At 65.5% G+C, this 25253-nt stretch carries 20 protein-coding genes; 11 read left to right on the forward strand and 9 right to left on the reverse strand.

Annotation, left to right across the window (positions count from 1 at the left end):
* The first annotated feature begins 10 nt into the window (after nucleotides 1-10).
* Together bcsZ and RI103_RS28420 are read left to right on the forward strand one after the other, a co-directional pair.
* A complete protein-coding gene (gene bcsZ / locus RI103_RS28415) occupies nucleotides 11-1192 on the forward strand; it encodes a cellulose synthase complex periplasmic endoglucanase BcsZ (RefSeq protein WP_310815855.1) in 1182 nt (393 codons plus the stop codon).
* A complete protein-coding gene (locus tag RI103_RS28420) occupies nucleotides 1183-5943 on the forward strand; it encodes a cellulose synthase subunit BcsC-related outer membrane protein (protein WP_310815857.1) in 4761 nt (1586 codons plus the stop codon). Before bcsZ ends, RI103_RS28420 begins: the two co-directional genes overlap by 10 nt.
* Nucleotides 5944-6003: 60 nt before the next feature.
* Here RI103_RS28420 and RI103_RS28425 read toward each other — a convergent pair whose 3' ends face one another.
* Nucleotides 6004-7236: a DUF2252 domain-containing protein gene (locus RI103_RS28425; RefSeq protein WP_310815859.1), complete on the reverse strand. Its 1233-nt coding sequence runs from the start codon at nucleotides 7234-7236 to the stop codon at nucleotides 6004-6006.
* Between RI103_RS28425 and RI103_RS28430 the strand changes: the two genes are divergently transcribed.
* From RI103_RS28430 to RI103_RS28445, 4 genes are all read left to right on the forward strand, one after another.
* Nucleotides 7169-7360 carry a hypothetical protein gene (locus tag RI103_RS28430; protein WP_310818639.1) on the forward strand — a complete coding sequence of 64 codons (192 nt, stop codon included), beginning with the start codon at nucleotides 7169-7171 and terminating at the stop codon, nucleotides 7358-7360. The two genes, RI103_RS28425 and RI103_RS28430, sit on opposite strands and share 68 nt — an antisense overlap.
* Nucleotides 7361-7589: 229 nt before the next feature.
* Complete coding sequence (locus RI103_RS28435; protein WP_310815861.1) at nucleotides 7590-10235, forward strand: response regulator; 2646 nt, start codon at nucleotides 7590-7592, stop codon at nucleotides 10233-10235.
* Nucleotides 10236-10270: 35 nt separating this feature from the next.
* A complete protein-coding gene (locus RI103_RS28440; protein WP_310815863.1) occupies nucleotides 10271-11212 on the forward strand; it encodes a DUF72 domain-containing protein in 942 nt (313 codons plus the stop codon).
* A 247-nt stretch (nucleotides 11213-11459) separates the two neighbouring features.
* Nucleotides 11460-11726, forward strand: coding sequence for a hypothetical protein (locus RI103_RS28445; RefSeq protein ID WP_310815864.1), 267 nt, complete (start codon nucleotides 11460-11462; stop codon nucleotides 11724-11726).
* 45 nt (nucleotides 11727-11771) lie between these two features.
* Here RI103_RS28445 and RI103_RS28450 read toward each other — a convergent pair whose 3' ends face one another.
* The 6 genes from RI103_RS28450 to RI103_RS28475 all read right to left on the reverse strand — a co-directional run bounded on the left by RI103_RS28450 (nucleotide 11772) and on the right by RI103_RS28475 (nucleotide 20064).
* Nucleotides 11772-13127, reverse strand: a complete 1356-nt coding sequence (locus tag RI103_RS28450; protein ID WP_310815866.1) for an ATP-binding protein — start codon at nucleotides 13125-13127, stop codon at nucleotides 11772-11774.
* Nucleotides 13124-13837, reverse strand: a complete 714-nt coding sequence (locus RI103_RS28455; protein ID WP_310815867.1) for a response regulator — start codon at nucleotides 13835-13837, stop codon at nucleotides 13124-13126. Before RI103_RS28455 ends, RI103_RS28450 begins: the two co-directional genes overlap by 4 nt.
* Before the next feature lie 21 nt (nucleotides 13838-13858).
* Complete coding sequence (locus RI103_RS28460; protein ID WP_310815869.1) at nucleotides 13859-16990, reverse strand: efflux RND transporter permease subunit; 3132 nt, start codon at nucleotides 16988-16990, stop codon at nucleotides 13859-13861.
* Complete coding sequence (locus RI103_RS28465; RefSeq protein WP_310815870.1) at nucleotides 16987-18084, reverse strand: efflux RND transporter periplasmic adaptor subunit; 1098 nt, start codon at nucleotides 18082-18084, stop codon at nucleotides 16987-16989. The genes RI103_RS28460 and RI103_RS28465 overlap by 4 nt, the downstream gene beginning before the upstream one ends.
* Nucleotides 18085-18088: 4 nt before the next feature.
* Nucleotides 18089-19660 (reverse strand): efflux transporter outer membrane subunit, encoded by a 1572-nt coding sequence (locus RI103_RS28470; RefSeq protein ID WP_310815872.1) that lies wholly within the window; start codon nucleotides 19658-19660, stop codon nucleotides 18089-18091.
* 113 nt (nucleotides 19661-19773) lie between these two features.
* Entirely contained in the window at nucleotides 19774-20064 is a 291-nt protein-coding gene (locus tag RI103_RS28475; RefSeq protein ID WP_310815874.1) for an EF-hand domain-containing protein, read from the reverse strand.
* Nucleotides 20065-20464: 400 nt separating this feature from the next.
* Here RI103_RS28475 and RI103_RS28480 point away from each other — a divergent pair, with 400 nt between their 5' ends.
* Complete coding sequence (locus RI103_RS28480) at nucleotides 20465-20800, forward strand: hypothetical protein (RefSeq protein ID WP_310815875.1); 336 nt, start codon at nucleotides 20465-20467, stop codon at nucleotides 20798-20800.
* A 372-nt stretch (nucleotides 20801-21172) separates the two neighbouring features.
* Nucleotides 21173-21418 (forward strand): hypothetical protein, encoded by a 246-nt coding sequence (locus tag RI103_RS28485; protein WP_310815876.1) that lies wholly within the window; start codon nucleotides 21173-21175, stop codon nucleotides 21416-21418.
* 48 nt (nucleotides 21419-21466) lie between these two features.
* Here RI103_RS28485 and RI103_RS28490 read toward each other — a convergent pair whose 3' ends face one another.
* The gene (locus tag RI103_RS28490; RefSeq protein ID WP_310815878.1) at nucleotides 21467-22717 is read right to left on the reverse strand and encodes an arsenic transporter; all 1251 of its coding nucleotides are present in this window, start codon (nucleotides 22715-22717) and stop codon (nucleotides 21467-21469) included.
* Nucleotides 22714-23139, reverse strand: a complete 426-nt coding sequence (locus tag RI103_RS28495) for a hypothetical protein (protein WP_310815880.1) — start codon at nucleotides 23137-23139, stop codon at nucleotides 22714-22716. Before RI103_RS28495 ends, RI103_RS28490 begins: the two co-directional genes overlap by 4 nt.
* Nucleotides 23140-23284: 145 nt before the next feature.
* Here RI103_RS28495 and RI103_RS28500 point away from each other — a divergent pair, with 145 nt between their 5' ends.
* The 3 genes from RI103_RS28500 to RI103_RS28510 all read left to right on the forward strand — a co-directional run bounded on the left by RI103_RS28500 (nucleotide 23285) and on the right by RI103_RS28510 (nucleotide 25145).
* The gene (locus RI103_RS28500; RefSeq protein ID WP_132382474.1) at nucleotides 23285-23839 is read left to right on the forward strand and encodes a cytochrome b; all 555 of its coding nucleotides are present in this window, start codon (nucleotides 23285-23287) and stop codon (nucleotides 23837-23839) included.
* Nucleotides 23840-23945: 106 nt separating this feature from the next.
* On the forward strand, nucleotides 23946-24521 hold the full coding sequence (locus RI103_RS28505) for a YceI family protein (protein ID WP_310815882.1): 576 nt from the start codon (nucleotides 23946-23948) through the stop codon (nucleotides 24519-24521).
* 45 nt (nucleotides 24522-24566) lie between these two features.
* Nucleotides 24567-25145 carry a YceI family protein gene (locus RI103_RS28510; protein WP_310815884.1) on the forward strand — a complete coding sequence of 193 codons (579 nt, stop codon included), beginning with the start codon at nucleotides 24567-24569 and terminating at the stop codon, nucleotides 25143-25145.
* Nucleotides 25146-25253: the final 108 nt, after the last annotated feature.

The raw sequence follows: 25253 nt of genomic DNA on the forward strand, positions 1-25253 counted from the left end.
TAGGACTGGTATGCGGGTTCGAATCAACAAGAAAATCGGCGTGGCGCTGACGCTCGGGCTGGCGGCGTCCGTGAGTTTCGCCAATCTCGTCAAGGTGGCGCAGACCACCGCCGCACCCGGCGCCTGTGGCGACTGGAGCGGCTATCGCGCGTTCGTCGAACGCTTCGTGCAGGCCGACGGCCGCGTGATCGACTACTCCACGCCGGCGCAGCAAACCACCTCCGAAGGCCAGTCGTACGCGCTCTTCTTCGCGCTGGTCGCGAACGACCGCGCGACTTTCGACCGCCTGCTCGGCTGGACCCGCACCAATCTCGCGGGCAATCAGTTCGACGCGCAAAACATGCGGCTGCCGGCATGGCAATGGGGCAGGAAAGCGGACGGCTCGTACGGCGTGCTCGATCCGAATTCCGCTTCCGACTCCGACTTGTGGATCGCCTACGATCTGCTCCAGGCCGGCCGCCTGTGGCATGAAGCGGGCTACACGCAGTTGGGCGAAGCACTCGCGACGCAGATCGCGCGTCAGGAAATGACCAGCTTGCCGGGCGTCGGGCCGATGCTGCTGCCCGGACCGCAAGGCTTCCAAACCGGCGGCGTGACGCGTCTGAATCCAAGCTACCTCCCGTTGCCGGTGCTGCGCTCGCTCGCGCGCGACATGCCGAACGGCCCGTGGGGCAAGCTCGCCGACAGCGCCTACAAGCTCATCAAGACCACCGCGCCGCAGGGCTTCGCGCCCGACTGGGCGGCCTGGCAAAACGGTCAGTTCGTGATCGATCCGAAAAACGGCGACACCGGCAGCTACGACGCGATCCGCGTCTATCTGTGGGCCGGTCTCGCCTCGCCCGCCGATCCGCTCGCCAAACCGTGGCTTGCGGCGCTCGGCGGCATGCGCGCGCGCGTCGCGCAAACCGGCTTTCCGCCCGAGAAGGTTTCGTCGACTACCGGCACCGCCAGCGGCGAAGGACCGCTCAGCTACTGGGGCGCGCTCGCGCCATACTTCAAGGCGCTCGGCGACGAGCACGGCCTCGGCCTCGCGCGCACGCATCTCGCCGCGCTCGACACCAACGTGCCGGGCCGCGAACCGGTTTACTACGATCGTGTGCTGGGCTTGTTCGGCACGGGTTTCATCGACGGCCGCTATCGTTTCGACGAAGCCGGACGTCTCGTGCCGAGTTGGAGAAACGCATGCGACTGAGCGCCCTCGCATTGTCATTGCGCCTCGCGCTGAGCCTCACGGCCGCCTGCTGCGTGGCGACGGTTTCGCCGGATGCGCTGGCGCAGGCGTCGAAAGATCCGTTGAACGTCCTGATCGATCAGGGCAAGTACTGGCAATCGCATCAGCGCGGCGACCTCGCCGAGCAGGCGTGGCAGAAGGTGCTGCGCATCGATCCCAAGCAGCCCGATGCGCTTTTCGGCATGGGCATGGTGCTCGCCGACCGCAAGGACGGCGCCGGCGCGCAGCAATATCTGGCGCGCCTGAAGGCGGCCGCGCCGAACTATCCGAATCTGGATGAACTCGGCCGGCGGCTGGGCGAATCGAGCCCGCGCGATCAGACCGTGAACGACGCGCGGCGCCTCGCGCAAAGCGGCCAAAGCGCGAGCGCCGTGCAGGAGTATCAACGCGCGCTGAACGGCAAACCGGCCACGCCCGAATTGCAGCTCGAGTACTACCAGGCACTCTCGGCCACGCCGCAGGGCTGGGATCAGGCACGCCGCGGTCTTGAGCAACTCGCGCGCGACAACCCCGACGACCCGCGTTACGCCCTCGCCTACGCGCAGCATCTGACCTACCGCGACGTGACGCGCCGCGACGGCATCGCGCGGCTGCAAAGACTCGCGGGCGACGGCACGGTCGGTGCGTCGGCGAAAAAGAGCTGGCGTCAGGCGCTGTTGTGGCTCGACGCGCGGCCCTCCGACGCCCCGCTCTATCAGGCCTATCTGCAAACCGCCGACGACGACGCCGCGGTCAAGGCGCGCTTCGATTCGATGGTGCAGCAAGACAGCGCGGCCCGCGCCCGTTCGCAGGAAAACGCCGCCGTCGACGCACGCGGCCGCACGATCGCCGACGGTTTCACCGCGCTCGACCGTAACGACGTGGCGACGGCGCGCGCGAAGTTCTCCTCGGTGCTGGCCACTAGCCCGAACGACACCGACGCGCTCGGCGGCATGGGGATCGCCGCGTTGAAGCAGGAGCATTTCGCCGAAGCCCGCAACTATCTGGAGCGCGCGTCGCGCAACGGCAATCCGGCGCGCTGGAAAACCGCGCTCGACAGCGCGACCTACTGGACCTACACGAGCGACGCGATCGGCGCGCGCAGCAACGGCGAATTCGCGAAGGCGAAGTCGCTGTTCGAACGCGCGATCGCGCTGAATCCGTCCGACGTCACCGCGCAGGTGCTGCTCGGCGAAATGCTGCTCGCGAACGGCGACCCGAGCGGCGCGGAACAGGCGTACCGGATGGCGCTGCGGCGCCAGGCCGACAACCCCGACGCGATTCGCGGGCTGGTCGGCGCGCTCGCCGCGCAAGGCCGCGGCGACGAGGCGCTGCAGTTCGCCAATCAGTTGAACACTGAACAGCAGTCGAAGGCCGGCGGCATCAACCGTCTGCGTGGCGAAGCGCAGGCGGCGCAAGCGCGCGCGGCCGAAGCGCGCGGCGATCTCGGCAGCGCGCGCAGTCTTTTCGAAGACGCGCTGCTGAACACGCCCGACGATCCGTGGCTGCGCCTCGACCTCGCGCGCATCTACGTGCGCCAGGGCGCGGTCGCCAACGCGCGCAGCATGATGGACGGTTTGCTCGCCGCGCATCCCGACATGACCGACGCGCTGTACGCGAGCGCGTTGCTGTCGGCGGAAACGCAGGACTGGTCCACGGGCCTCGCGCAGCTCGACCGCATTCCTGTCGCGCAGCGCACCGACGCGATGACGACCTTGCAGCACCGCTTATGGGTGCATCAACAAGCCGACCTCGCCACGCGGATGGCCCGCAATGGGCAAACTCAACAGGCGCTCGCCACGCTGCATGCCGCCGAGCCGGTCGCGGGCAACAGTCCGGAACTGATCAGCGTGATCGCCGCCGCTTACAGCCAGGCCGGCGACCCGAACCGCGCGCTCGCACTCGTGCGCGCCGCCATGAACGCGGCGCCCGGCAACACCGATTTGCTGCTGCAATACGCGGGCATCCTGTCCGCCACACAACAGGAAGCCGAGCTCGGCATGGTGATGCGCCGGCTCGCGTCGATGCAATTGACGCCGCAGCAACGCACCGACTTCGGCAACCTGAATCTCGGCATTGTCATCAAGCAGTGCGATGCGGTGCGTCAGCGCGGCGACCTCGCCAGCGCCTACGACGTGATCGCGCCGTGGCTCGCGGCCATGCCCGACAACCCCGATCTGCAGGCCGCGCTCGGCCGCCTCTATTCGAGTGCCGGCGACGATCGCAACGCGCTCGCCAGCTATCGCGTCGCGCTGCAACGCAAGCCCGACGATCTGAACCTGTTGCAGGCGACGATCTCCGCCGCGGCCGGCGCGAAGCAATTCAGCTACGCCGAAACGCTCGCGAAACAGGCCTTGAACGCGGCGCCCGGCGATCCGGGCGTGCTGGCCACGGTCGGGCGTATGTATCGGGCGGAAGGCAAGCTGTCGCTCGCCTCGACCTATCTGCAACGCGCGCTGGTCGCCGCCAACACGCCGCGCATGGCCAACGCCCCGCGCAGCCCGAGCAATGTGCCACGCGGCTGGGAAGCGGCAATGCGCCGGATCGGCGCGACGCCGCTGCCGGGCACCAATCCCTTCGAAGGCAAAACCGCCACGGTCACGCCGACCGACGCCGACAATGCCGCGCTTGCCGGCGGCAGCTACAACGCCGCGCGCGCAGCGCTTCCGTATTCGCAGTCCTCCTTGCCGACACAGACCGTGCCGAACTATCCGCCGCCTACGCAACCCGCGCCTTACGTCGCACCTTATAACGCGCCGGCGCAGCCTTATGCACCGGGCCCGGCGCCCGCTGCCCTGCCGTACAACGCGCCGCGTCAGGGTGCCGACTCGGGTGGCTATGGTCAGGAAGCCTACGGATCGAGCCAGTCGGGTGCGCCGTTGCAGCCCTATCCGGGACAAGGCCAGCCGCCGATGCAGCAGCAGGCGCAGATGCCGCCGATGCAGCAGGCTCCACAGCAGTACAACCCGGCTTATCAACAGCAGGCGCCTTATCCGCAACAGGCGCCTTATCCGCAGCAGCCGCAATACGGCGCGCAGGACGGCTATGCGGCCACGCCCTGGCCGATGTCGCCGGCCGCGCGCGAAGCGCAGGCCAACGCCGGTTCGATGCAAATGCAACCGTACGGCGCGCCACGCGCAAGCACGAGCACGAAGCGCACGGCGAGCAAGAAGCAGAGCGCGTCGAAGAATAGCCGCAACGCGCCCGCCTATGCGCAGCAGCCGTATGGACAACAGCAAGGCTATCCGCAGCAACAGCAGCCTTACTACGCGCAGCCGGCGTATCCCCAACAACAGCAGCAACAAGGCTACGCGCAACAGCAACAACAGCCTTACCAACCCTATCCGCCGCAGCAGCAGGCTTACGCGAATCAGGGCTATTACGCGCAGCAGCAGCCGTACATTCCGCAGCCCCCCACCGGCTACGTCCAGCCGTACTACCCGGCGCAAGCCGGCGCGAACGGCAATGGCAACACCTACGCGCCGTCGAACGCGGCGAACGCGCAAACACTCGGTGTCGCCGAAGAGCTGGCGCAAGTCAATCGCGAGCGGTCGAGCACCGTCTCGGGCGGCATCGTGTTCCGTAACCGCAACGGCGAGGACGGCCTGTCCAACCTCACCGACATCGAAGCGCCGATCCAGGGGCGTATCAGGGCGGGCAATGGCCACGTCGTCGTCACGGCGACGCCCGTCACGCTCGACGCCGGCACCGCGGCCGGCAACGTCTCGACCCTGGCGCGTTTCGGCGCCGGCCTCTCGAACGACACGTCCAAAGCGGCTGCCCAGGCGGGCAACAACACCTACGGCAGCCAGACGGCGAGCGGCGTGGGGCTGTCGGTCGGCTACGAAGGCCGCAATCTCAGCGGCGATATCGGCGTAACGCCGATTGGTTTCCGCGAGACCAACATCGTCGGCGGCGCCCAGTACAACGGCGGTATCACCGACAAGGTGTCGTATTCGCTGGCCGTCGCGCGCCGCGCGGTGACCGACAGTCTGCTGTCCTACGCCGGCGCGCGCGATTCCGGCTCCGGCCTCGAATGGGGCGGCGTCACTTCCAACGGCGGCCTCGGCAGCCTCGCATGGGACGACGGCACGAGCGGTCTGTACGCGAACGCGGCGTTCCAGTACTACGACGGCACCAACGTGCCGAGCAACACCGCCGTCAAGGGCGGCGGCGGCGTCTACACGCGCCTGCTCAAAGACGCCGATCAGACGCTCACCATCGGCGTGAACACCACGTGGATGAGCTACGACAAGAATCTCTCGTATTTCACGTATGGCCAGGGCGGCTATTTCAGCCCGCAACAATATGTGATCCTGAACTTGCCGGTCGAATGGACCGGCCGCAATGGCGCGTTCACGTACGACGTGAAGGGCTCGATCGGCGTGCAACATTACCGCCAGGACGCGTCGAATTACTTCCCGCTCAACGATGGTTCCAACCGGCAGAGTTCGGCGGCGGCGAACGCGGCATCGGTCGGCACGGGTGTGGATAGCGGCGCGGTGTATCCGGGCCAAAGCAAGACGGGCGTGTCGTATTCGCTCAGCGCGGTGGGCGAATATCAACTGGCGCCGCAACTCGCGTTCGGGGCCACCGCTTCGCTCGGCAATGCGTACGAATATCGCGAGTGGCTCGCGGCTGTCTATGTGCGGTACAGCTTCAGCAAGCAGACTGGTTTGCAGCCGTTCCCGCCTGCGCCACTGGCGTCGCCGTATCTGTCGTTGTCGAACTGATGCCGGCGTGTCTTCCGGCGGCGGACCGAGTCGGGTTGCCGCCGCCGGGAGCAGAACGCGTCAAGCCTCCTCGCGCCCAGTCGCGTATCGCCGGCAATGTTCCAGATACCCGGCGGCATGACTGCTCACCAGCTCCACGATACCTTTCCAGAGCCAGCCAGGTGCATCGAGTGTCTTCGAACGGTTTCTGCGCAGTTCAGTGAGCCAGGCCTTGCGCTCGCCACTATCCATCTGCCGCGCGTGCGCCTTGCCGACCACCATCGCCAGAAAGCGCGCCGCCTTCGTCGCTTCGTCGCGGGTGAATTGCTCGATGGTCAACTTCATGTCTTGCGGCAGCAACTCGCGAATCACGACGGCGCGATCCGCCAGACGCGCGGAGCGCATCCGCTCGCCGAGCGACGGTGACAGATGCCGCGCCCCCTCCACCACCCGCTCGGCGTTATCGCGCGGCATGCGCACGCCGGGATAACGCGGCGCGGCCGCTGGCGCGGCTTCCTTGATATCGATCAGGCAGAGGTCGTCGCCCTCCACCGCCGCGCCGTCGATGTCGAGCAGCACCGCATAGCGCAACCTGCCAAGCGAACTGCAGCCTTTTACCCAGTAGGCGGCGTCGAGTACTTCCACGTCGGCTTCGTCGCCCGCGCCGCGCAGCACCGTGGCAAGCCGCGCCAGCGTGCCTTTCTCGAACAGCGCCTCGATCTCGCGAAGCTCGCTTTTCGCGAGCGGCCAGAAGCGCGGGCCGAGCGGAATGCTCGGATCGAGATCCTCGATACGCTCCTCCGCCAGATGACGCCACGAACGGCGCACCGCTTCCCTCATCACCACCCGTACCGCCTCGGGCTTTTCCGCGTGGATGTCGGCGTCGCCCGCGGCATCGTCGAAGGCGCGCTCATAGCCGTCCGCGATCGCTTCCATCATGCGTACCGTCGTCACGCCCGGCAGGTCTGAACCGCGCGCGGCAGTCGCCAATGACAGCCCGAGGCGAATCAGGTCATGAGCCGGATTGCCGATCACGGTCTGGTCGAGGTCACGAATCTGGATTTCGACGCGCCCTTGCGCATCGGCGACGGGTCCGAGATTGCCGGTATGGCAGTCGCCGCAAATCCAGATCGCGGGTCCCTCCGGCAAAGCGTGGCCCTCGATGCCCCCGAGCCATTCATAGAATCTGCTGGTGTTGCCGCGTACATAAGCGTGTGCGGAGCGCGCCATTCTGGCGTTGCGGCGCGTGATCAACAGCGCCTGGCGCGCATCCGGTTTAGGCAGCTTGTTTCGTGTGATGTTTTTCTTTGCCATCGTGTGGTCCGCGTTTGTGGGGTTCGAATTCTGCGTGGCGTCCAAGCTCACGGTGCGCCAGTCGGCGCGGGCGAACGAATGGCAACAGCAGGATTCGCGCCTGCGTGATGAATGCGAGCTGTAGGGGTGCGAATCCGCCTTGAGGCAAGGCCCGGCTAAACCCCATGTCGCATGCGTGACGCGTCACCGGGCCGGCGTTGTGGCCTACAATTATCGCAGCCGCATGTCAGCTATCCGCGCCGTGCGGCGCACGGCAGAAGCTTCATCCCGCCTCCTGCTGAGAATGCAAGCGCATCGCGCGCGCCCGGCAGAGTGGGGACACTTTCATCGACGTGACCTCTGTGGAGTGCAGCATGCCATTTCCGGCACAAGACCACGGCTGCGCCGGCTGGCGCGGGGACATGGCGCAGCGCATCAGCGCATTCGACTGGACCGCGACCGGCCTGGGCGCCATTGGATACTGGCCACGCAGTCTGACTGCCACCGTCCAGCTGCTGCTCGCCTCGCCGGTGCCTCTGGTGCTGCTGTGGGGCAAACCCGGCTACATGATCTACAACGACGCCTACGCGATCTTCGCGGGCGGACGGCATCCCTATCTGCTCGGCTGCCCGGTCGAACACGGCTGGCCGGAAATCGCCGACTTCAACCGGCATGTGATGGCCACGTGTCTCGCGGGCGGCACGCTGTCGTATCGCGACAAGGAACTGGTGCTGCTGCGCGACGGCAAACCCGAAGACGTGTGGATGGATCTCTACTACAGCCCGGTCGCCGACGACAGCGGCGCGCCAGCCGGCGTGCTGGCGGTGGTCGTCGAAACCACCGCGCGCGTGCTCACCGAACGCTGGCGGCAACGCGCCGAAGCCGAACTGCATGAGACCAACGAACGGCTGCAACTCGCGCTCAACACCGGCGCGGTGCTTGGCACATGGGTGCTGGATGTGCGCACCGGCAAGGTCAGCGGCGACGAACGTTTCGCCCGCACCTTTTCCTTTCCACGCGAAGAAGCCGCGAAAGGCGTCGATCGCCATGCCGCCACGCAGATGCTTCATCCGGACGACCAGGCGCTCAACGAACACATGACCGTCGAGGCGATACGCACGGGCGAGCCGTTTCGCGCCGAGTTTCGAATCCGGCGGCCCGATGGCGACTACACGTGGGTGCAGGCAAACGGCCAATGCGAGTTCGATCGCGCTGGCGAACCGACTCGCTTTCCCGGCGTGCTGATCGACATTCACGAGCGCAAGATCGCCGAGCAGTCGCTGCGCCAGTTGACCGAAACGCTCGAACAGCGTGTCGCCGACGCGGTCGCGGCGCGCGCGTTGGCCGAGGAACAATTGCGCCAGGCGCAGAAGATGGAAGCGATCGGCAGCCTCACGGGCGGCGTCGCGCACGACTTCAACAACGTGCTGCAGGTGATCAACGGCAACCTGCAAATGCTCGCCGCCGATGCCGGCGGCCACCCGGCCACATTGCGCCGCCTGTCCGCCGCAACGGACGCCGTCAAACGCGGCGCGAAACTGGCCGCGCATCTGCTCGCCTTCGCGCGACGCCAACCGCTCTCCCCGACCGTGCTGAACCCGCGCCGCCTCCTGCGCGGCATGAGCGAGATGCTGCATCGCGCGCTTGGCGAAACCGTCCGGATCGACACCGTCCTGAGCGACGATCTGTGGAACGTGCAGGCCGATCGCAATCAACTGGAAAACGCGCTGCTCAATCTCGCGATCAACGCGCGCGACGCGATGCAAGCGGATGGCACCCTCACCGTGCGCGCGGCCAACCGGGTGTTGGATGCCGCGTTCTGCCGCGGCAAACCGGAACTCTCACCGGGTGAATACGTGGTGTTTTCCGTCACCGATACCGGCGCCGGCATGCCGCCCGAGGTCCTGCAACGCGCGTTCGAACCGTTCTTCACGACCAAGCCCGACGGGCACGGCACCGGCCTCGGCCTGAGCATGGTGTTCGGCTTCGTCAGGCAAAGCGGCGGTCACACCCTGATCGAAAGCGAAGTGGGACGGGGCACCACCGTCTCGCTCTTTTTCCCGCGCTGCTGCGAACCCGAAACCTCGGAAGCGGTCGACGAGACCGCGGCGCCGAGCGGCGGCGGCGAAACGATTCTGGTCGTCGAAGACGACGCCGACGTGCGGCTGACCGCCGTCGAAATGCTCGCGCAACTCGGCTACAAGGTGCTGACCGCGTCGAGCGGCGACGCAGCAATCGAGTTCATCGACAGCGACGTGCCGATCGATCTGCTGTTCACCGACGTGGTCATGCCCGGCAAGGTGAAGAGCGTGGAACTCGCGCAGCGTGCCGCGGCGCGCTCGCCCGCAGTGCCGACGCTCTTCACCTCTGGCTATACGCGCGACGAGATCGTCCACCACGGCAAACTCGACGCCGGCATCACCTTGCTCTCGAAGCCGTACCGGCGCGACGATCTCGCCCGCAAGGTGCGCGCCGTGTTGCGCGCCGGCAAGGCCACGCCGGCCGGCGTGGCCTTGCCCGTGTCCGTGGCCGATGGACAGATCGCCGCCTGCGTGCCGCCCGCCATGTACGACCCTGGCCGAGGGTCCAGCCAGGATAGTCAGGATAGCCCGCATGCTGCCGCCGAGGCCGCGGCGCGCTCGCCCGGCACGCCGGCCCGCGTGCTGCTGGTCGAAGACGACCTGGATTCGCGCGAAGCATTCAGCGAGCTGCTGAACGCCCTGGGCTTCGATTGCACCGCGGTCGCGAGCGCGGAAGAAGCGCTGCCGCTCGTGCCCGCGCAACACTTCGACGTCCTCTTCACGGATCTCACGTTGCCCGGCATGTCCGGCGACAGCCTCGCGCGCGCCATGCTGCGCCAGCAGCCGGCTATTCGTGTGCTGCTGGTGTCGGGCTACGGCAAGAGCGCGCAGATCGGCGACGCCATTCCCGGCGCGCGGCTGCTCGGCAAACCGCTCGATATCGCGGAACTGCGGCGCGAGCTCGCGCAATGGATCGACCATACCGAAGCGGCGTCCTAGCCGGCGCGCTCAACGCATCTGAACCGACTTCGCCGATGGACATTCTCTGCGGCACCGCGGGCTGGACCGACAAGACGCTGATTGCCTGCAAGCGCTTCTATCCGCGCGGCAGCAGCAGCGCCGAAGCGCGCCTGCGGTTTTACGCGTCGCAGTTCCCGCTGGTCGAAGTCGATTCGGCTTACTACGCAATGCCTTCGGCGAGCAACGCGCAATTGTGGTCGGAGCGCACGCCCGCGGGCTTCACGTTCAACTTCAAGTCGTTTCGCCTTTTCACCGGACACCAGACCTCGCCCGACGCGCTGCCGCGAGACATTGCGATGGCGCTGCCGGAAGGCATCACCGGCCCGCGCAAGAAGAACGTCTACTACCGCGACATGCCGGCCGACATCCGCGACGAATTGTGGCGGCGCTACCTGGAAGCGCTCGAACCGCTGCGCGTAAGCGGGCGCCTGGGCGCCGTGCTGTTTCAATTCGCGCCGTGGATCACCCGCGCGCCGGACGGTCTCGCGCTGGTCGAGGAATGCCGGGCGCGGATGGCGGGCTACATGATGGCGGCTGAATTTCGCAATCAGTCCTGGTTCGATGAACAGCATGCGTCGTGGTCGCTCGAGTTTCTGCGCGAGCGCGGCATCGTGCATGTGATCGTCGACGCCCCGCCGGACGTGAGCAACCGCGTGCATACCGTGTGGGAGGCCACCCATCCCGATCTTGCGATGGTGCGTCTGCATGGGCGCAATACGCAGACGTGGAGCGCGACCGGCGCGGCGAGCGCCGCGGATCGCTTCGACTACGACTATGACGAAGCGGAACTGACGGAACTGGCCGCCCCGATCCGCGCGATCGCGCAACGGGCCGGACGCACGCATGTCATTTTCAATAATTGCTTCGAGGATCAGGGGCAGCGCAATGCGCGGACCTTGATGGAGATTCTGGGAAATGACGCGCGGGTGACATCGAGCGTGGCGAGTGCGAGCTGATCGCGCTTTTTATCCCGCGGCCGGTAATGCGGACTATATTGAGGCTAGGCGTGTTCCTGCTTCAGCGGGACTGCCGGTTCAGCGCGGTCGTCGCGCTCGCTGCCGATCGCGGCCGCTGGATGGGTGGTGGCGCGGCATGAAATGCGCGGCATGCACGCGCCCTGGTATGATGATCATCGCGCGCCTTTCGTGGAGCCCGGTTCACCGGTGCGTCTCACGCTGCTTCCCTATCGTCACGAGAACCATCATGCCCGCCCAACACGACAAAGTCCCCGCTGCCAGCACCACGCCGGTCAAGGCCCCGCGCAAGGTTCTGCCCATCGCCGCGCGCAATCTTCTGATGGTGGCCGTCGGCGTCCTGGTCTTTGCGATCGTGGCGACCGTCGTGCTTTACGGCCCGATTACGTACGGCGATGAGATTCCGAACTTCGGCATCATCCTCATGCTGACCGTGCCGGTGATCGCGGGCGTGGCGTTCCGGGTCGGACTGGATGCGTGGCTGGATCGAAAGTAAAAGCAGAACGCCCAGCCGCCGGACCACGCCTGGAAGCCGCCGTCTCTAGTGCGTCGAGGCATTGAAAGGCAATCGCACCCACACCTCCAACCCACCGCCCTCGCGCGCATGAAACGCCAGGCTGCCGCTATGCAGCCGCGCGATCCGCTCGACGATCGCCAGTCCCAAACCGGTGCCGCCGCTATGCGAACGCGCATTGCGGCCGCGCTGGAACGGCGCCTTCAGCCGCTCCAATTCCTGCGCTGAAAGACCTTTGCCGCGATCGCCGACCGCGACGTACACCGCTTCGCGCGTGGCCCAGCTTCGCACCGCGAGTCCGGTTTGACCGTACACGATCGCGTTCTGCATCAGGTTCATCAGCAAGCGCATCATGCTGATCGGCCGGTACGGCACAGCGGGCAGCCTCGCCAGCGACAGCTCGAACTCGTGCCCCAGCCCCGCGAAATCTCCCGCCAGCCGTTCGATCAAGGCATTCAGATCGCCGGGCTCCGGCTGCTCGCGCTCGCCGCTGCCCGCATAATCCATGAACTGCTGCAAGATCGTTTCGATCTGGTCCAGATACGATTCGGCGGCAACCACGAAGCTGCTGTCGCTGCCGTTGGGCATCGCCATGGCCATCGAGAGGCGCAGCTTGGTGAGCGGCGTGCGGATGTCGTGCGAGATGCCGGCGAGCATCAGCGCGCGCGTCGCCTCGGCCTGCTGCAACGCCTGCGTCATCTGGTTGAAGGCGCCGCTCACCGCGGCGATTTCGGTGGGGCCGTCGGTCGGCAACGGCGCGGGCGTTTCGCCGGCGCTCACGCGGCGCGCCGCGCGCGTCAACTGCTGGAGCGGCTGGTTCAGGTGGCGCTGAATCACATAACCGGTCAATGCCGCCAGCGCGCCCAGTCCGAGCGACAGCACGATCGCGGCGTCGAGTCCGTTGCCCTGCGCATCTTCGGGAATCGGCAACGCGATCCAGTACGGCGCTTGCGGAGCGTCGGCCGGCGCGTGCATGCGGATCCACAGGCGCTGACCGCCCACCAATTGCCAGCGCGTCGGCATGTCGGCGGGCAGATGCGCGCGCAAGCTCTCGAGAAAGATGCCGCGCTGATAAATGCGATACGCGCCCATGAAACTCGGCGGCGGCTCGGCGACGGCTTCGTCCGGAACCTGTGCGCGCACGTCGAGGCGCGTCGTCAATTCTCGACGCGCCGCGGGCGGCGTGGCCGCGAGCAGGTTGTCGAGCGTGGTCACATAAGTGGCGAACACGGCCGCCGCGCGCTCGACCCGCGGCCTCTGCACATAATGCAGCAACACGGCGAGCGAACAGACCTGGCTCAGCATCACGAGCGCGATCAGCAGCGCGATATTGCGCGCCAGCAGCGTTCTCGGCAGCCACCTGTGCAGTAGCGAGCGCGTCATGAGTCGACATCCGCGACCAGCATGTAGCCCACGCCCCACACGGTCTTGATGAAGCGCGGCTTGGACGGATCGTCCTCGACGATCTGCCGCAGGCGCAGCACCTGCACGTCGATGCTGCGATCGAGCGCATCGTGCTCGCGGCCCCGCGCGCGCGCCAGCAGATTGTCGCGGCTCACCGGCCGGTTCGGCGACGACGCCAGCGCGACCAGCAGCAGCATCTGCGCCGAGTGAATGTCCAGCAGCTCACCCGCGCGCGAGAGTTGCTGCTTGGCGACATCGAGCGAGAAATCGCCGAAACGCACACTTTGCGAGGTCACCGTGACATCGCCCGAGGCGATCTTCTGACGGCGCAGCAGCGCGTTGATGCGCGCCACCAGTTCACGCGGCAGGAACGGTTTGGCGAGGTAGTCGTCGGCGCCGGTTTCGAGGCCGACCACCCGGTCGAGAGGATCGCCCTTCGCGGTCAGCATCAGGATCGGCAAGGTCTGGCCCTGCTCGCGCAAGCGGGCGCAAATGGCGAGGCCGTCTTCTTCGCCGATCATCAGATCGAGCACCAGCAGATCGAACGGCTCGCGCTCCAGATAGCGGTCCAGACGTTTGCCGTCCTCGGCGACTCGCACGTCGAAGCCGTGGCTGCGCAGAAAGCGCTGCAGCATGTTGCGCAATTCGACTTCGTCGTCGAGCACGATGATTTTGGCGGGGCGATCCATGCGAAAGCTCCTCGATTCAGGCTAGGCGTCGGGCGGCGTTTGCCGGGCCGCATGCCGCTCGCCCAGATGCTGCAACAACACATAGAACGACGGAATGAACAGCACGGCGATGCAGGTGGAAGCGAGCATCCCTGAAAATACAGCAATCCCGAGCGAACGGCGCGCGCTCGCACTCGCGCCGGTGGCGATCACGAGCGGCACCACACCGAGAATAAACGCGAACGACGTCATCATGATCGGCCGGAAGCGCAAACGCGCGGCTTCGATCGCGGCCTCGGCGATGCCGACGCCCTGCGCGCGCAGATGCCGCGCGAACTCGACGATCAGAATCGCGTTCTTCGCCGACAGCGCGATCAGCAGCACGAGACCGATCTGCGTGTACAGATTGTTGGCGGCACCGAGCGCGGCAAGCGTGCCCGCCGTGCCGAGCAAGGCCAGCGGCACCGCCAGCACCACGGCGACCGGCAGCAGCCAGCTCTCGTATTGTGCGGCCAGCACGCAGAACACCAGCAACACGCCCACCGCGAACACCCAGTACGCCGAATTGCCGACCAGCTTCTCCTGATACGACATCGCGGTCCACTCATAACCAATGCCCGCCGGCAGAATGCGCGCGGCTTCCTGTTCGAATGCCTTGATCGCGTCGCCCGTGCTGTAGCCCGCCGCCGGATTGCCATTGATGGCCGCGGCCGGCGCGAGGTTGTACAGCGTCGCGACCGCCGGCCCGACGCTCGTATGCGCGTCGATGAACGTGCCCAGTTCGACCATATGGCCGCTGTTGCTGCGAATCTGCAGACGGCGAACGTCGTCGGTTTCGCGGCGGAATGCGCCGTCGGCCTGCACGAATACCGGGAACGTATGGTTGAAGGTGGTGAACTGGTTCACATAGCTCGATCCGACATAGTCCTGCAGCAGATCGAACACGTTGCCGACCGGCACTTGCAGCGACTCCGCCTTGGCGCGATCGAGCGTGAGTTCGACGGTCGGCACCGATGCGCGAAACGGACTGAATACGCGCTGCAATTCGGGCCGCTTCGACACGTTCGCGATCAGCGCATCGGTGGCGTTCTGCAGGCGCCGATAGTTCTGCGAGCCGTCGGTCAGCATGACCTGCATCTGTACGCCGCCGCTGTTGCCGAGACCCTGGATCGGCGGCGGCACGATCACCACGGAGCGGATGTCGGGCAGCTTCGCCATCTCGCTATTCATGCGCAGATACAACGAGCGCAGGTCTTCGCCTTTGCCGCGCTTGCTCCAGTCGTCGAGCGTCACGTAGATGAGCGCGGAATTCGGCAGCGAGGCGTTGTTATCCAAAGGCGAGATGCCGCCGATCGACACCACATGACTCACACCCGGAATCGCACCGATCCGCTTTTCGATCTGCGTGCTGGCCTCGCGCGTGCGTCCGAGCGAAGCGGCGTCGGCGAGTTGCGCGGCGATCAGCACATAGCCCTGATCTTCGAGCGGAATGAAGCTGGTGGGAATGCGCGTCAGCAGAAAAGCGGAGCCCGCGCCAAGCACCAGCGCGAGTGTGAGCGCAAGCCCGCAGCGCGCGACGAACCACGACACCACTCGCACGTAGCCCTTTTCGACGCGGGCATAACCCTTGTCGAACACGCGATACACGATATTCGGCTTACCGGGCCGCGCGTGCCGCAGCCAGCGCACGCTTTGCACCGGCTTGAGCGTGACCGCGTTGATCGCGCTGATCACCGTCGTTGCCACGACCACCAGGGCAAATTGACGATACATCTGCCCGGTCACGCCGCCGAGAAACGCCGACGGCAGAAACACGGAAATCAGCACCAGCGTGATGCCGACGATCGGCCCGAGCAGTTCATGCATCGCGTCGATGGCGGCCTGCTTTGGCGTCTTACCCTGCTCGATATGCTGCGTGATGCCTTCGACCACCACGATCGCGTCGTCCACCACGATGCCGATAGCCAGCACGATCGCGAACAGGGTCAGCAGGTTGATCGAGAAGCCGAGCATATAGATCGCGCCGAACGTGCCGATGATGGTCACCGGAATCGTCGTGGCCGGCACCAGCATCGCGCGCCAGTTCTGCAAAAACAGCAGGATCACCGCGAGCACGAGCAAGGCCGCTTCGAACAGCGTCTTGTACACGTCGATCACCGATTGCCGCACGAAGGTGGTCGTGTCGAACGGCAGCTGGTAGCTGACGCCTTTCGGCATGTCTTTCGCGAGACGCGCCATGGTTGCCTTGACGGCATTGCCGACTTCCAGCGCATTCGCTTCGGGTAACTGATAAATGGCGATGCCCGCGGCCGGCTTGCCGTCGAGATTGAAGAACTGCCCGTAACTGGACGAGCCGAGTTCGGTGTGGCCCACGTCGCGAATCCGCACGAAATGGCCGCCGCTGTCCGGATCGGCCTTGACGATGATGTCATCGAATTCGCGCGGGTCGGAGAGCGCGCCGTGCATCGTCACCGTGAGCTGGAACGCCTGGCCGCCCGCGTTCGGCTCGGAACCGAGCTGGCCCGCGCTCACGTCCCTGCTCTGGCTCTGGATCGCATTCATCACGTCGGCGGCGGTGAGATTGCGCTCGCTCAGTTTCTGCGGATCGAGCCACACGCGCATGCTGTACTGACCGGTGCCGAACACGGTCACGTCGCCTACGCCCGGCAAACGCGCGAGCGTATCGCGCAGATAGATCACGGCGTAGTTGCTCAGAAACAGCGAATCGTATTTCGGATCCGGCGATTGCAGCGTGTAGAGCTGCAGGATCGCGGTCGAGCGCTTGCGCACGGTCACGCCCTGTTGCTGCACCGCTTGCGGCAATTGCGCGGTCGCCGCCGACACGCGGTTTTGCACCAGCACCTGCGCCTTATCGACATCCGTGCCGACGGCGAACGTGACGGTGAGGGTGTAGGAGCCGTCGTTGGTACTGGTCGACTGCATGTACAGCGCGTTTTCCACGCCGTTGACCTGCGTCTCGATCGGCAGCGCCACGCGGTTGATCAGCGTCGCGGCGCTGGCGCCGGGAAAGCGCGCCACCACCTGCACGGTCGGCGGCGTGATGGGCGGATATTGCGCGACCGGCAGATTGATCAGCGCCACGGCGCCGAGCAGCATTACGATCAGCGCGATCACATTGGCGAAAACCGGCCGCTCGACGAAGAAGCGGATCATGACTGGCCCTGCGTCTCGGCAGCGGCCACCTGCACCCTGATGCCCGGCGCCACCGCCAGCGCGCCGCCCGTCACCACCTGATCGTCGGCGTTCAGGCCCGACATAACGGCACGCAGCGAGCCGAACAGCGCGCCGGTCGCCACCGCGCGCTTCTCGATCACACTCGCGCCGTTCACGACCAGCACGAAGGCGCCGGCCTGCTCGCGCAGCAATGCGGTGTCGGGCACCAGCAGCACGTTTTGCGGTGCGCCGGCGGGAATATGCACTTCGACCGACATGCCCGGAATCAGATGCGCGTCCGTGTTGGCGATGTCCGCGCGCAGCCTGATCGCGCCGCTGCTGGAGTCGACCCGCGTATCGACGAATTCCAGCGCTGCGTCCTCGCCCTTGCCGGCAGGCGCGCCGAGCACGTTCACCCGCACCGTGCGCGGCGGCTGCGTGAACAGGCCGATGCGGTTCGCGTCGCGTTCGTTCAGCGTGAAATTCACGTACACCGGCTGGATGCGATCCAGCGTGGCGAGCCTGGTCGAATCCGATGCGCCCACCAGATTGCCGACGTCGAATGAACGCGCGCCGATGCGCCCCGCGAACGGCGCGCGAATCTCCGTGTAGCCGAGGTTGATGCGCGACATATCGCGTTTGGCGACCGCCTGGTCGCGCGTGGTCTGCGCTTTCTGCAGCGACGATTCCGAGGTCGCGTTATCGGACGTGAGCTGCTTCTGGCGCGTCAATTCCTGTTCGGCGTTGACGAGCTCGGCCTGGTCGTAGGTGAGCTGCGCGCGGTACGTGTCCGGCTCGATGCGGAACAGCAATTGCCCCTGCTTGACGTTGGCGCCGTCGCTGAAACCGATTTCCTTCAGCACGCCCTGCACGCGCGCCACCAGCGTGACGGTGGCCGAAGGCGCGACCGTGCCGCTCAGGTCGAGTTGCTCGCGCACCTCGCGCGGCTGCGGCCGCATCACGCTCACTTGCGGCAAGGGCGCATTCTGGGCGGCGGCCGGCGCGTTGCCGTCGCGGCAGGCGGCCAGCGCCATGCCGAGCACGATGCAAATCCCCACCCCGAGACGTCTGGTTATCAGGCTCTTATGTGCCATGCTCTTATTTCCCATTCTCAGGCTGGCCTGTGCTCGCGCGCGCCAACGCGGAATTCGCGGGCGGATTCAACAAGCGGCCCCAATCCGTGCGCCGCGCCATCTGTTCGGCAATCTGTTCGCTCACCACCTGCTGCCCTTGCGCCACTTCCCAGCCTCCGCCGAGCGCCCGATACAACGCCACCGCCGCCATCGCGGCGAGCCCCTGGTTCTGCGCGAGCGAATCGCCGTCGCGCAACACGGAGCGCGAGGCGTCGAGCACGGTGTCGTAAGTGACCGAGCCCGAACGATATTGCGCATTGGCGAGCCGCAGCGCGCGCTGCGAGGCATCCGACGCGCGCGCCGACGCGGCCAGCGCGTCGAGCGTGGTGCGCAGTCCGGCAATCGCGTCTTCCACTTCTTTCTGCGCTTGCAGCACCGTGTTCTGATAGTCGAGCACCGCCTCCTGAAAGGTCGCGTCCTGAATCCGCACGGCGTTTTTCAGTTGGCCGCGATCGAGGATCGGCAGCGTGATACCGGCGGAGAAAAGGCCGATGGTCTTGCTGCCCCATTGCGACAGTCCAATGCCGTGCTGCTCGCCCGACGACAGCCCGAACAAACCCGTCAACGACAAGGACGGATACAGCTTCGCCTTCGCCGCGCCGATCAGCGCCGATTGCGCCGCCGCGTTGAGCGCGGCCTGGCGCACGTCGGGCCGGCGGCGCAGCAGATCGGCGGGAATGCCGACATCGATCTGCGTCGGCGGCACGGGGATCGCGCTGCTGCCTTTGAGTTGCGCGTCGACGGCGTCGGGGGGATCGGCGAGCAGCACCGCAAGCGTGTCGCGGTCCTGCGCGCGCGCCTTGATGAGCGGCGGAATCTGCGCCTCGGTTTCCGCCACCAGCGTGGCGGCCTGTTCGACATCGAGCTGGCTCGACGCGCCGTGTTTGTAGCGCGCCTGGGTCAGCGTCAGACTCTGCTGGACCGACTTCAGATTCTGTTGCGCCACGACGATGCGTTGTTCGAGCGCACGCAGATCGATATAGGCATTGGCGACGTCGCCGAACAACGACACCAGCGCGTTGTCGTACGCGGCTTCCGACACGCGCAATTGCGCGCGGTCCGATTCGATCTGCCGGCGATATTTGCCCCAGAAGTCGATCTCCCAGCCCGCATTCACGCGCAAATGCTCAGCCCACAGATGGGTCGGCGGGATCGGGCCGACGCCGCTGGTGTTGATATGGTCGGCGCCCACCGACACGCTGCCCGACTGCGGCAGCAGATTCTCCGCGCTGGTCGCGAGTTGCGCGCGCGCCTTGAAGATATGCAGGCCGGCCACTTGCAGCGACAGGTTGCGCTCATACGCGCGCTGCTCCAGCGCGGTGAGCACGGGATCGTTGAAGGCGGTCCACCAGGCGGCCTGCGCGGCAGGCGTGGCCTGCGCCTCGCCGGGCAAACTTTCGAGCCATTGGTTTTCGAGCGTCGCTTGCGGTTGTTTGAAATCGGGGCCGACGCTCATGCAGCCGCTGAGCGCCGCACTGATCGACACGACGATCGACGCGCCAGCGATACGCAGATGGCGGGACGTGGCAGATTTCATCGCGCATTTTTATTGGTTTCGGAGGACGGCTGGCGGTTCGGCAGGACGGCTCACGCGCAGGCGGCACAGCGCGCCGCGCCACGGCCCCATGCTCCTGCCAATGCCCGCGCGGGTCAGTGCGCTGCCCCGCGTTCCTGCATGAATGCCTCGATCTGCGGCAAGGTGATGTAGCCCGCCTTCTGCGTATCGATCTCGTCGAAGTGGTTGGCGACCATCGGCATGCCCGCGGCGGCCTGGTCCCGGGTGAGCTTGCCGTCGTGCGTGGTATTGGCATTCGCAAAGCGCGATTGCAACTGCTGAACCATGCGCTCCATGCGCTGAGGATTGCCGCCTTGAGGCGCGGCCTGAGCGAACGTGACGGTGGATGCGCAGCACAGCAACACGATAGCGATCAACTTCTTCATGACTGACTCCTTCGATTGAGCCACCGAGCGTCGCCTGCCGTTTGCCGCGATCCGTTTCGATGACAGGCCGAATTCTTGTGGATGCGCCGCCGCAAGGCAACGTCAGAATCATGTCGACTTATGTCATGGCTTTCGCGGCATCGCCATGCGCCACCCCGTGTGCCGCCACCGCTATGCAGCATGCGCTCCCTACACCCGCACGCACGCCGCGACACCGCCTCGGCGTGACATGGAATGAAATGAGTTTGCGATGCCGTTTTGACGGCGCCTTGCGTATCTTTCGTCTGCCGGCGCCATTCGCGCCGCGTCGCAACGGCTGAACTCTCACGTCACCCGAGCCGGCCGGCCCGCTTCTTCACCCGAAGACGCATTGCACCGCTCAACGCATCAGGAGTACCAATTGACTATCCGTCTCGTCTGCGCCTCAACTGTCACCGCCATCGGCCTCGCCTGTTCGTCGACGGCGTTCGCCCGCGTGGTCGTCTACCTGCCCGCCGCCGTCGTCTACGCACCACCGCCGCGAGCGGTCTACTACTCCGTGCCGGTCAATCCCGTGTACGTGGTGGCGCCCCCGCCGGTTCCCCTTCCCGTGGCGGTGCCGGTCGCGGCCACCGTGACGGCTCCGAAGCCCGTTCCTCTCTACACCACCGTCGTTGTACCGGCGCCGACCAATTACGCCGTCGTGCCCGCCCCCGCGGTGAGCTACGCCCAGCCCGTCATGATGATGCCGCGTTAGGCGTGTTCGGCGTCTCGTCAGCCGACGGACTGATTACAACAAAAGCGGGTGAACCAGCATAGGACATGCCGTTGGCGAGAACGCCTGGTGAATTCCCGTTGTCCCGAAGAAGGTCCGGCCGCGTGCTGCGCAGCGCGACGCCGTACTGCAAAACTCCGAACAGGCCCTTGGAATAAAGCTGTGAGATTTGCAGTTATAGAGGAAGGCCAAACGCGGCGCGATTGCGTTCCAGAGGGAGAGGAACAACGCTTGCTAATGTCGTTTGTCACGTGGCGCATGGCCATTCGTGGGACAGATCCGTCCAACCATCGGACTCGCGAGCGGCTTGCGCACAGGTGTCGGCCAGACCGCCACCCTTTGGGAAAACATCAGATGAACTACCAGGAACTCGACAAGGAGATCGCCCACCTCGAACGTGTGTTCGGGATGATCTCCACCAGCGATCGCATTCCGCTGTCCTACTGGCACAATCGCCTGCAAAATTTGCCCAGACCGACGTTGATGCCGATACAACGCGCGCGCATCGCGCGGCTCGAGGCGACGTTGCGCTCGCTGACAGAAGCGGACGAAGCGTCGTTCGCCGAAGCGCCGCTGCGTCCCACCGGCACGCGGATGTAACGCGGCGCCCCGGAACCCGCCGCCGCCCTCGCTGCGGGATTCACACGTTCAACCGGTCAGAATCCGTGCGCCGAGCGCCAGCACGAGCGCCGGCAACATCACCAGCGCGCCCACCTTCAGAAACTTCATGAAGCTCACGTCTTCGCCTTCGCGGCGAATCGCGTTGAGCCAGAGGATCGTCGCCAGCGAACCGGTAATGGACAGGTTCGGGCCGAGATCGACGCCGATCAGCAGCGCGTCGATCACACGCTCCGGACTGTGCGCCTGCATCACGGTCGAACTGGCGATCAGACCGGCCGGCAAGTTGTTCATCAGATTGCTGCCGATCGCGATGACGCTGCCCGCCCAGCCCGCCGTGGCCAGTTCGTGCTGTTGCGCGGCGCGCTGTGTCAGTTGGGCCGCGGCCGTAATGACGCCGGTGTGATCCAGCATTTCGACGAGTACGAACAGCGCGGCCACCAGCGGCAGCACGCTCCACGAGATTTCGCGGATCATCGGCAGCGGCGATTTGCGCTCCAGAATCAGCACGACCAGCGCGGTCAGCGCGCCGAGTATCGCGGTCGGCATGCCCAGCGGAATATCGAACGCGGAGACCGTCAGCAGCACGACGGCCGTCACTGCGATGCCCGCGAGCGCCACGCGGCCGCTCGACGACAGCTCGACCGGCTCGAGATTCGCCTCGCAGGTGCCGGCGAGCGCGTCGCGCTGGGTCCAGCGCAACATCACGTAGGTCGCGACGATCGACAGCAGCGACGGCAGCGTGAAGCGCATCAGCCAGGCGCCGAGCGCGGGCGTGTGATTGCCGTACAGCACGATGTTGGCCGGATTCGAGATCGGCAGCACGAAGCTCGCGGCATTGGCGATGAACGCGCAGACGAACAGCAAGGGCAGCGGATGCGTCTTCGCCTTTTTGGCGGCGGCGAACACGGCCGGCGTGAGGACGACGGCGGTGGCGTCGTTCGAAAGAAACGCGGTGATCACCACGCCGACCAGGTAGACGAGCAGGAAGAGCTTGCGCGGCGAGCCTTGGGCATGGTTGACCGCGAGCACGGCGACCCAGTCGAACAGGCCTTCGCGGCGGCCCACTTCCGACAGCAGCATCATGCCGAACAGGAACAGATAGACATCGGTGCCTTTGCCGATCGCCTCGAGCGCCAGATGAACCGGCAATAGACCTAGCGAGACCAGCAGCAGCGCACCGGCGACGGCCCACACGGCTTCGGGCCATTTGAACGGACGGGTGATGACACCCGCCGTGGCGGCGGCAGCGATACCCCAAGACAGGAAAACGGAATTCACGAATTGAACCCTGGATTATTGGTGATGCGCGACAGCGGGTGTCCGGCATGGCCGGGCGAAGGCGGTCGTGATGCGGCGGCCGCAGGCGCCGATATAGCAAGTTGCGCGCCGCCGGCCGGAATCGTGGTCCCGACGCCGAAGCTGGCGGTCACCGTTTGCCGGAACGACGAGCGCTCGTGCGCGATCTCCTCCGTGGAAATGCGATCGCGGCGACGCTCGCCCAACTGGCGGGCGGCGTCGGCGCCGGTGTTCGGCAGGATCGGCGCGACACGGAATTCGACCACCCTCTCGCGGTCGTCCATCTCGTGCCGCAGAAATTCCGCGCCTCGCGCGGTGTAGTTGTTTTCAATCCTGTTCATCAGTCTCAACTCTCCTGGCGGTTCAGCCGGCAAATTAACACAGCGCACGGTCTGCCAGCCCATCACGGCCGCCGCGCCGCTTTATTCCAGCGACATTAGCGTCACGGGTACAACAATCTGTTCCCTTCTCCCCGGCTATTCAGAGTTCATTGGCATCCCTACCATTCGCATTCACTCGGAATACCCGCTAACCCACGAACGCCAAAGAATGAAATCCAGCCCTGTCCGTTCAGACCGCTACCACGGCGCCGCCATTGCCCTGCACTGGCTGATCGCGGCGTTGATCATCTGCGGCTTCTATATCGGCTGGATCATGACCGATATTCCCGGCTTCACGCCCACCAAGCTGAAGTATTTCTCCTGGCACAAGTGGATCGGCGTGACCGTGTTCGTGCTTGCCGTGGCCCGCGTGCTGTGGCGCGCCACCCACCGCGCGCCGGCGCTCGACAGCGCCACACCCGCATGGCAGAAGGCCGCCGCCCATCTCGTGCACGGCGTGCTGTACGTGCTGATGCTGGCGATTCCGCTGTCCGGCTACTTCTATAGTTCCGCCGCCGGCATTCAGGTGGTGTATCTCGGCATCGTGCCGCTGCCCACCTTCATCGGTCCGGATCAGGCGCTCAAGGCAAGCCTGCGCACCGTCCACGTGCTGCTCAATTACACCTTGCTCGCGCTCGTTGCGATGCATGTGGCGGCGGCGCTCAAGCATCAATTCGTCGACCGCGACGGATTGCTGGCTCGCATGATTCCATTCCTCAAGTAACGGCAGGCAATAGACGAACAGCCGGCGATTGGCTACGGCTTGTTGGCAATCTAATTCCCAGCGGTGCGCAATCAACGCACGCGGGTTCGATAGGATGCGTACCACCATGAAATCAAACTTTCACCACTCCGTTCACCGCGTGACGCTCGCCGGCATCACGGCCTTGTCACTCTTCGGTGCAAGCCTCGCGCATGCCGACGTCGACACGGGCAAAAGCACCGTCATTGCCACCACGAAACAGATGAACGTGCCCGTCGACGGCAAGTTCAGGAAGTTCTCGGCGCAGCTGAATTTCGATCCGGCCAGGCCGACTACCGGCAGCGCCAATGTTTCGATCGACACCGGCAGCTACGACCTCGGCGCCGACGACTACAACAAGCAGGCCCAAGGCAAGGAATGGTTCGACAGCGCCACCTACCCGGCCGCGACCTTCGTCTCCAGCGCGATCGCGCCGGCGGGCGGCAACCAGTACAAAATCACCGGCAAGCTCACCATCAAGGGCAAGTCGCAAACCGTCGTGGTGCCCGTCACCATTGCCAGTCAGGGCGCCACGCAAACCTTCGACGGCGCGTTGCCGATCAAGCGCTCGCAATTCGACGTCGGCACCGGCGAATGGAAAGATACGTCGGTGGTCGCCGATGAAGTCGTCATCAAATTTCACATCGTCGCTTCGAAGAAATAACTCGACACGAAGCATCGCAGCACTTTTTGACACCTGGAGAACAACTTGAAGAAACAACTTTTGCTCGCCGCGGGCGCGCTGGCCACCGCCTTGTCGTTCAACGCCATGGCAGCCGACACGTATCAGCTCGACCCGACGCACACGTACCCGAGCTTCGAAACCGACCACTTCGGCGGCCTGTCGATCTGGCGCGGCAAGTTCAAGAAGAGCAGCGGCACCGTGGTGCTGGATCGCGCGGCGAAGACCGGCACGGTCGACGTGACGATCGACATGAGCTCGGTGGATATCGGCAACGACAAGCTCGACGCGGAACTGGTCACGGACAAGTTCTTCGACGCTACGAAATACCCGACAGCCACCTATAAGGGCACGCAGATCCACTTCGACGGCGACAAGCCGGTGGAAGTGATCGGCACGCTGACGATGCACGGCATCACCAAGCCGGTCAGTCTGAAGATCGAATCGTTCAAGTGCTTCATCAACCCGATGCTCAAGCGTGAAGTGTGCGGCACGGAATCGACCGCGACGTTCAATCGCGACGACTTCGGCGTCGACTTCGGCAAGACCTACGGCTTCAAGATGCAGACCACGCTGCACATTCAGGCCGAAGGCATCAAGCAGTAAGCGCCTGCCAGCCGGACTCCCATCCGGCGGTTGCGGCAACCGGGTCTCCCGATCGTTGCGTTGCCGCAACCTGCTCCCACCTTACGTGCCGCCTACGGCTTCGCTCAG

Source organism: Paraburkholderia sp. FT54 (assembly GCF_031585635.1).
GTDB lineage: Bacteria > Pseudomonadota > Gammaproteobacteria > Burkholderiales > Burkholderiaceae > Paraburkholderia.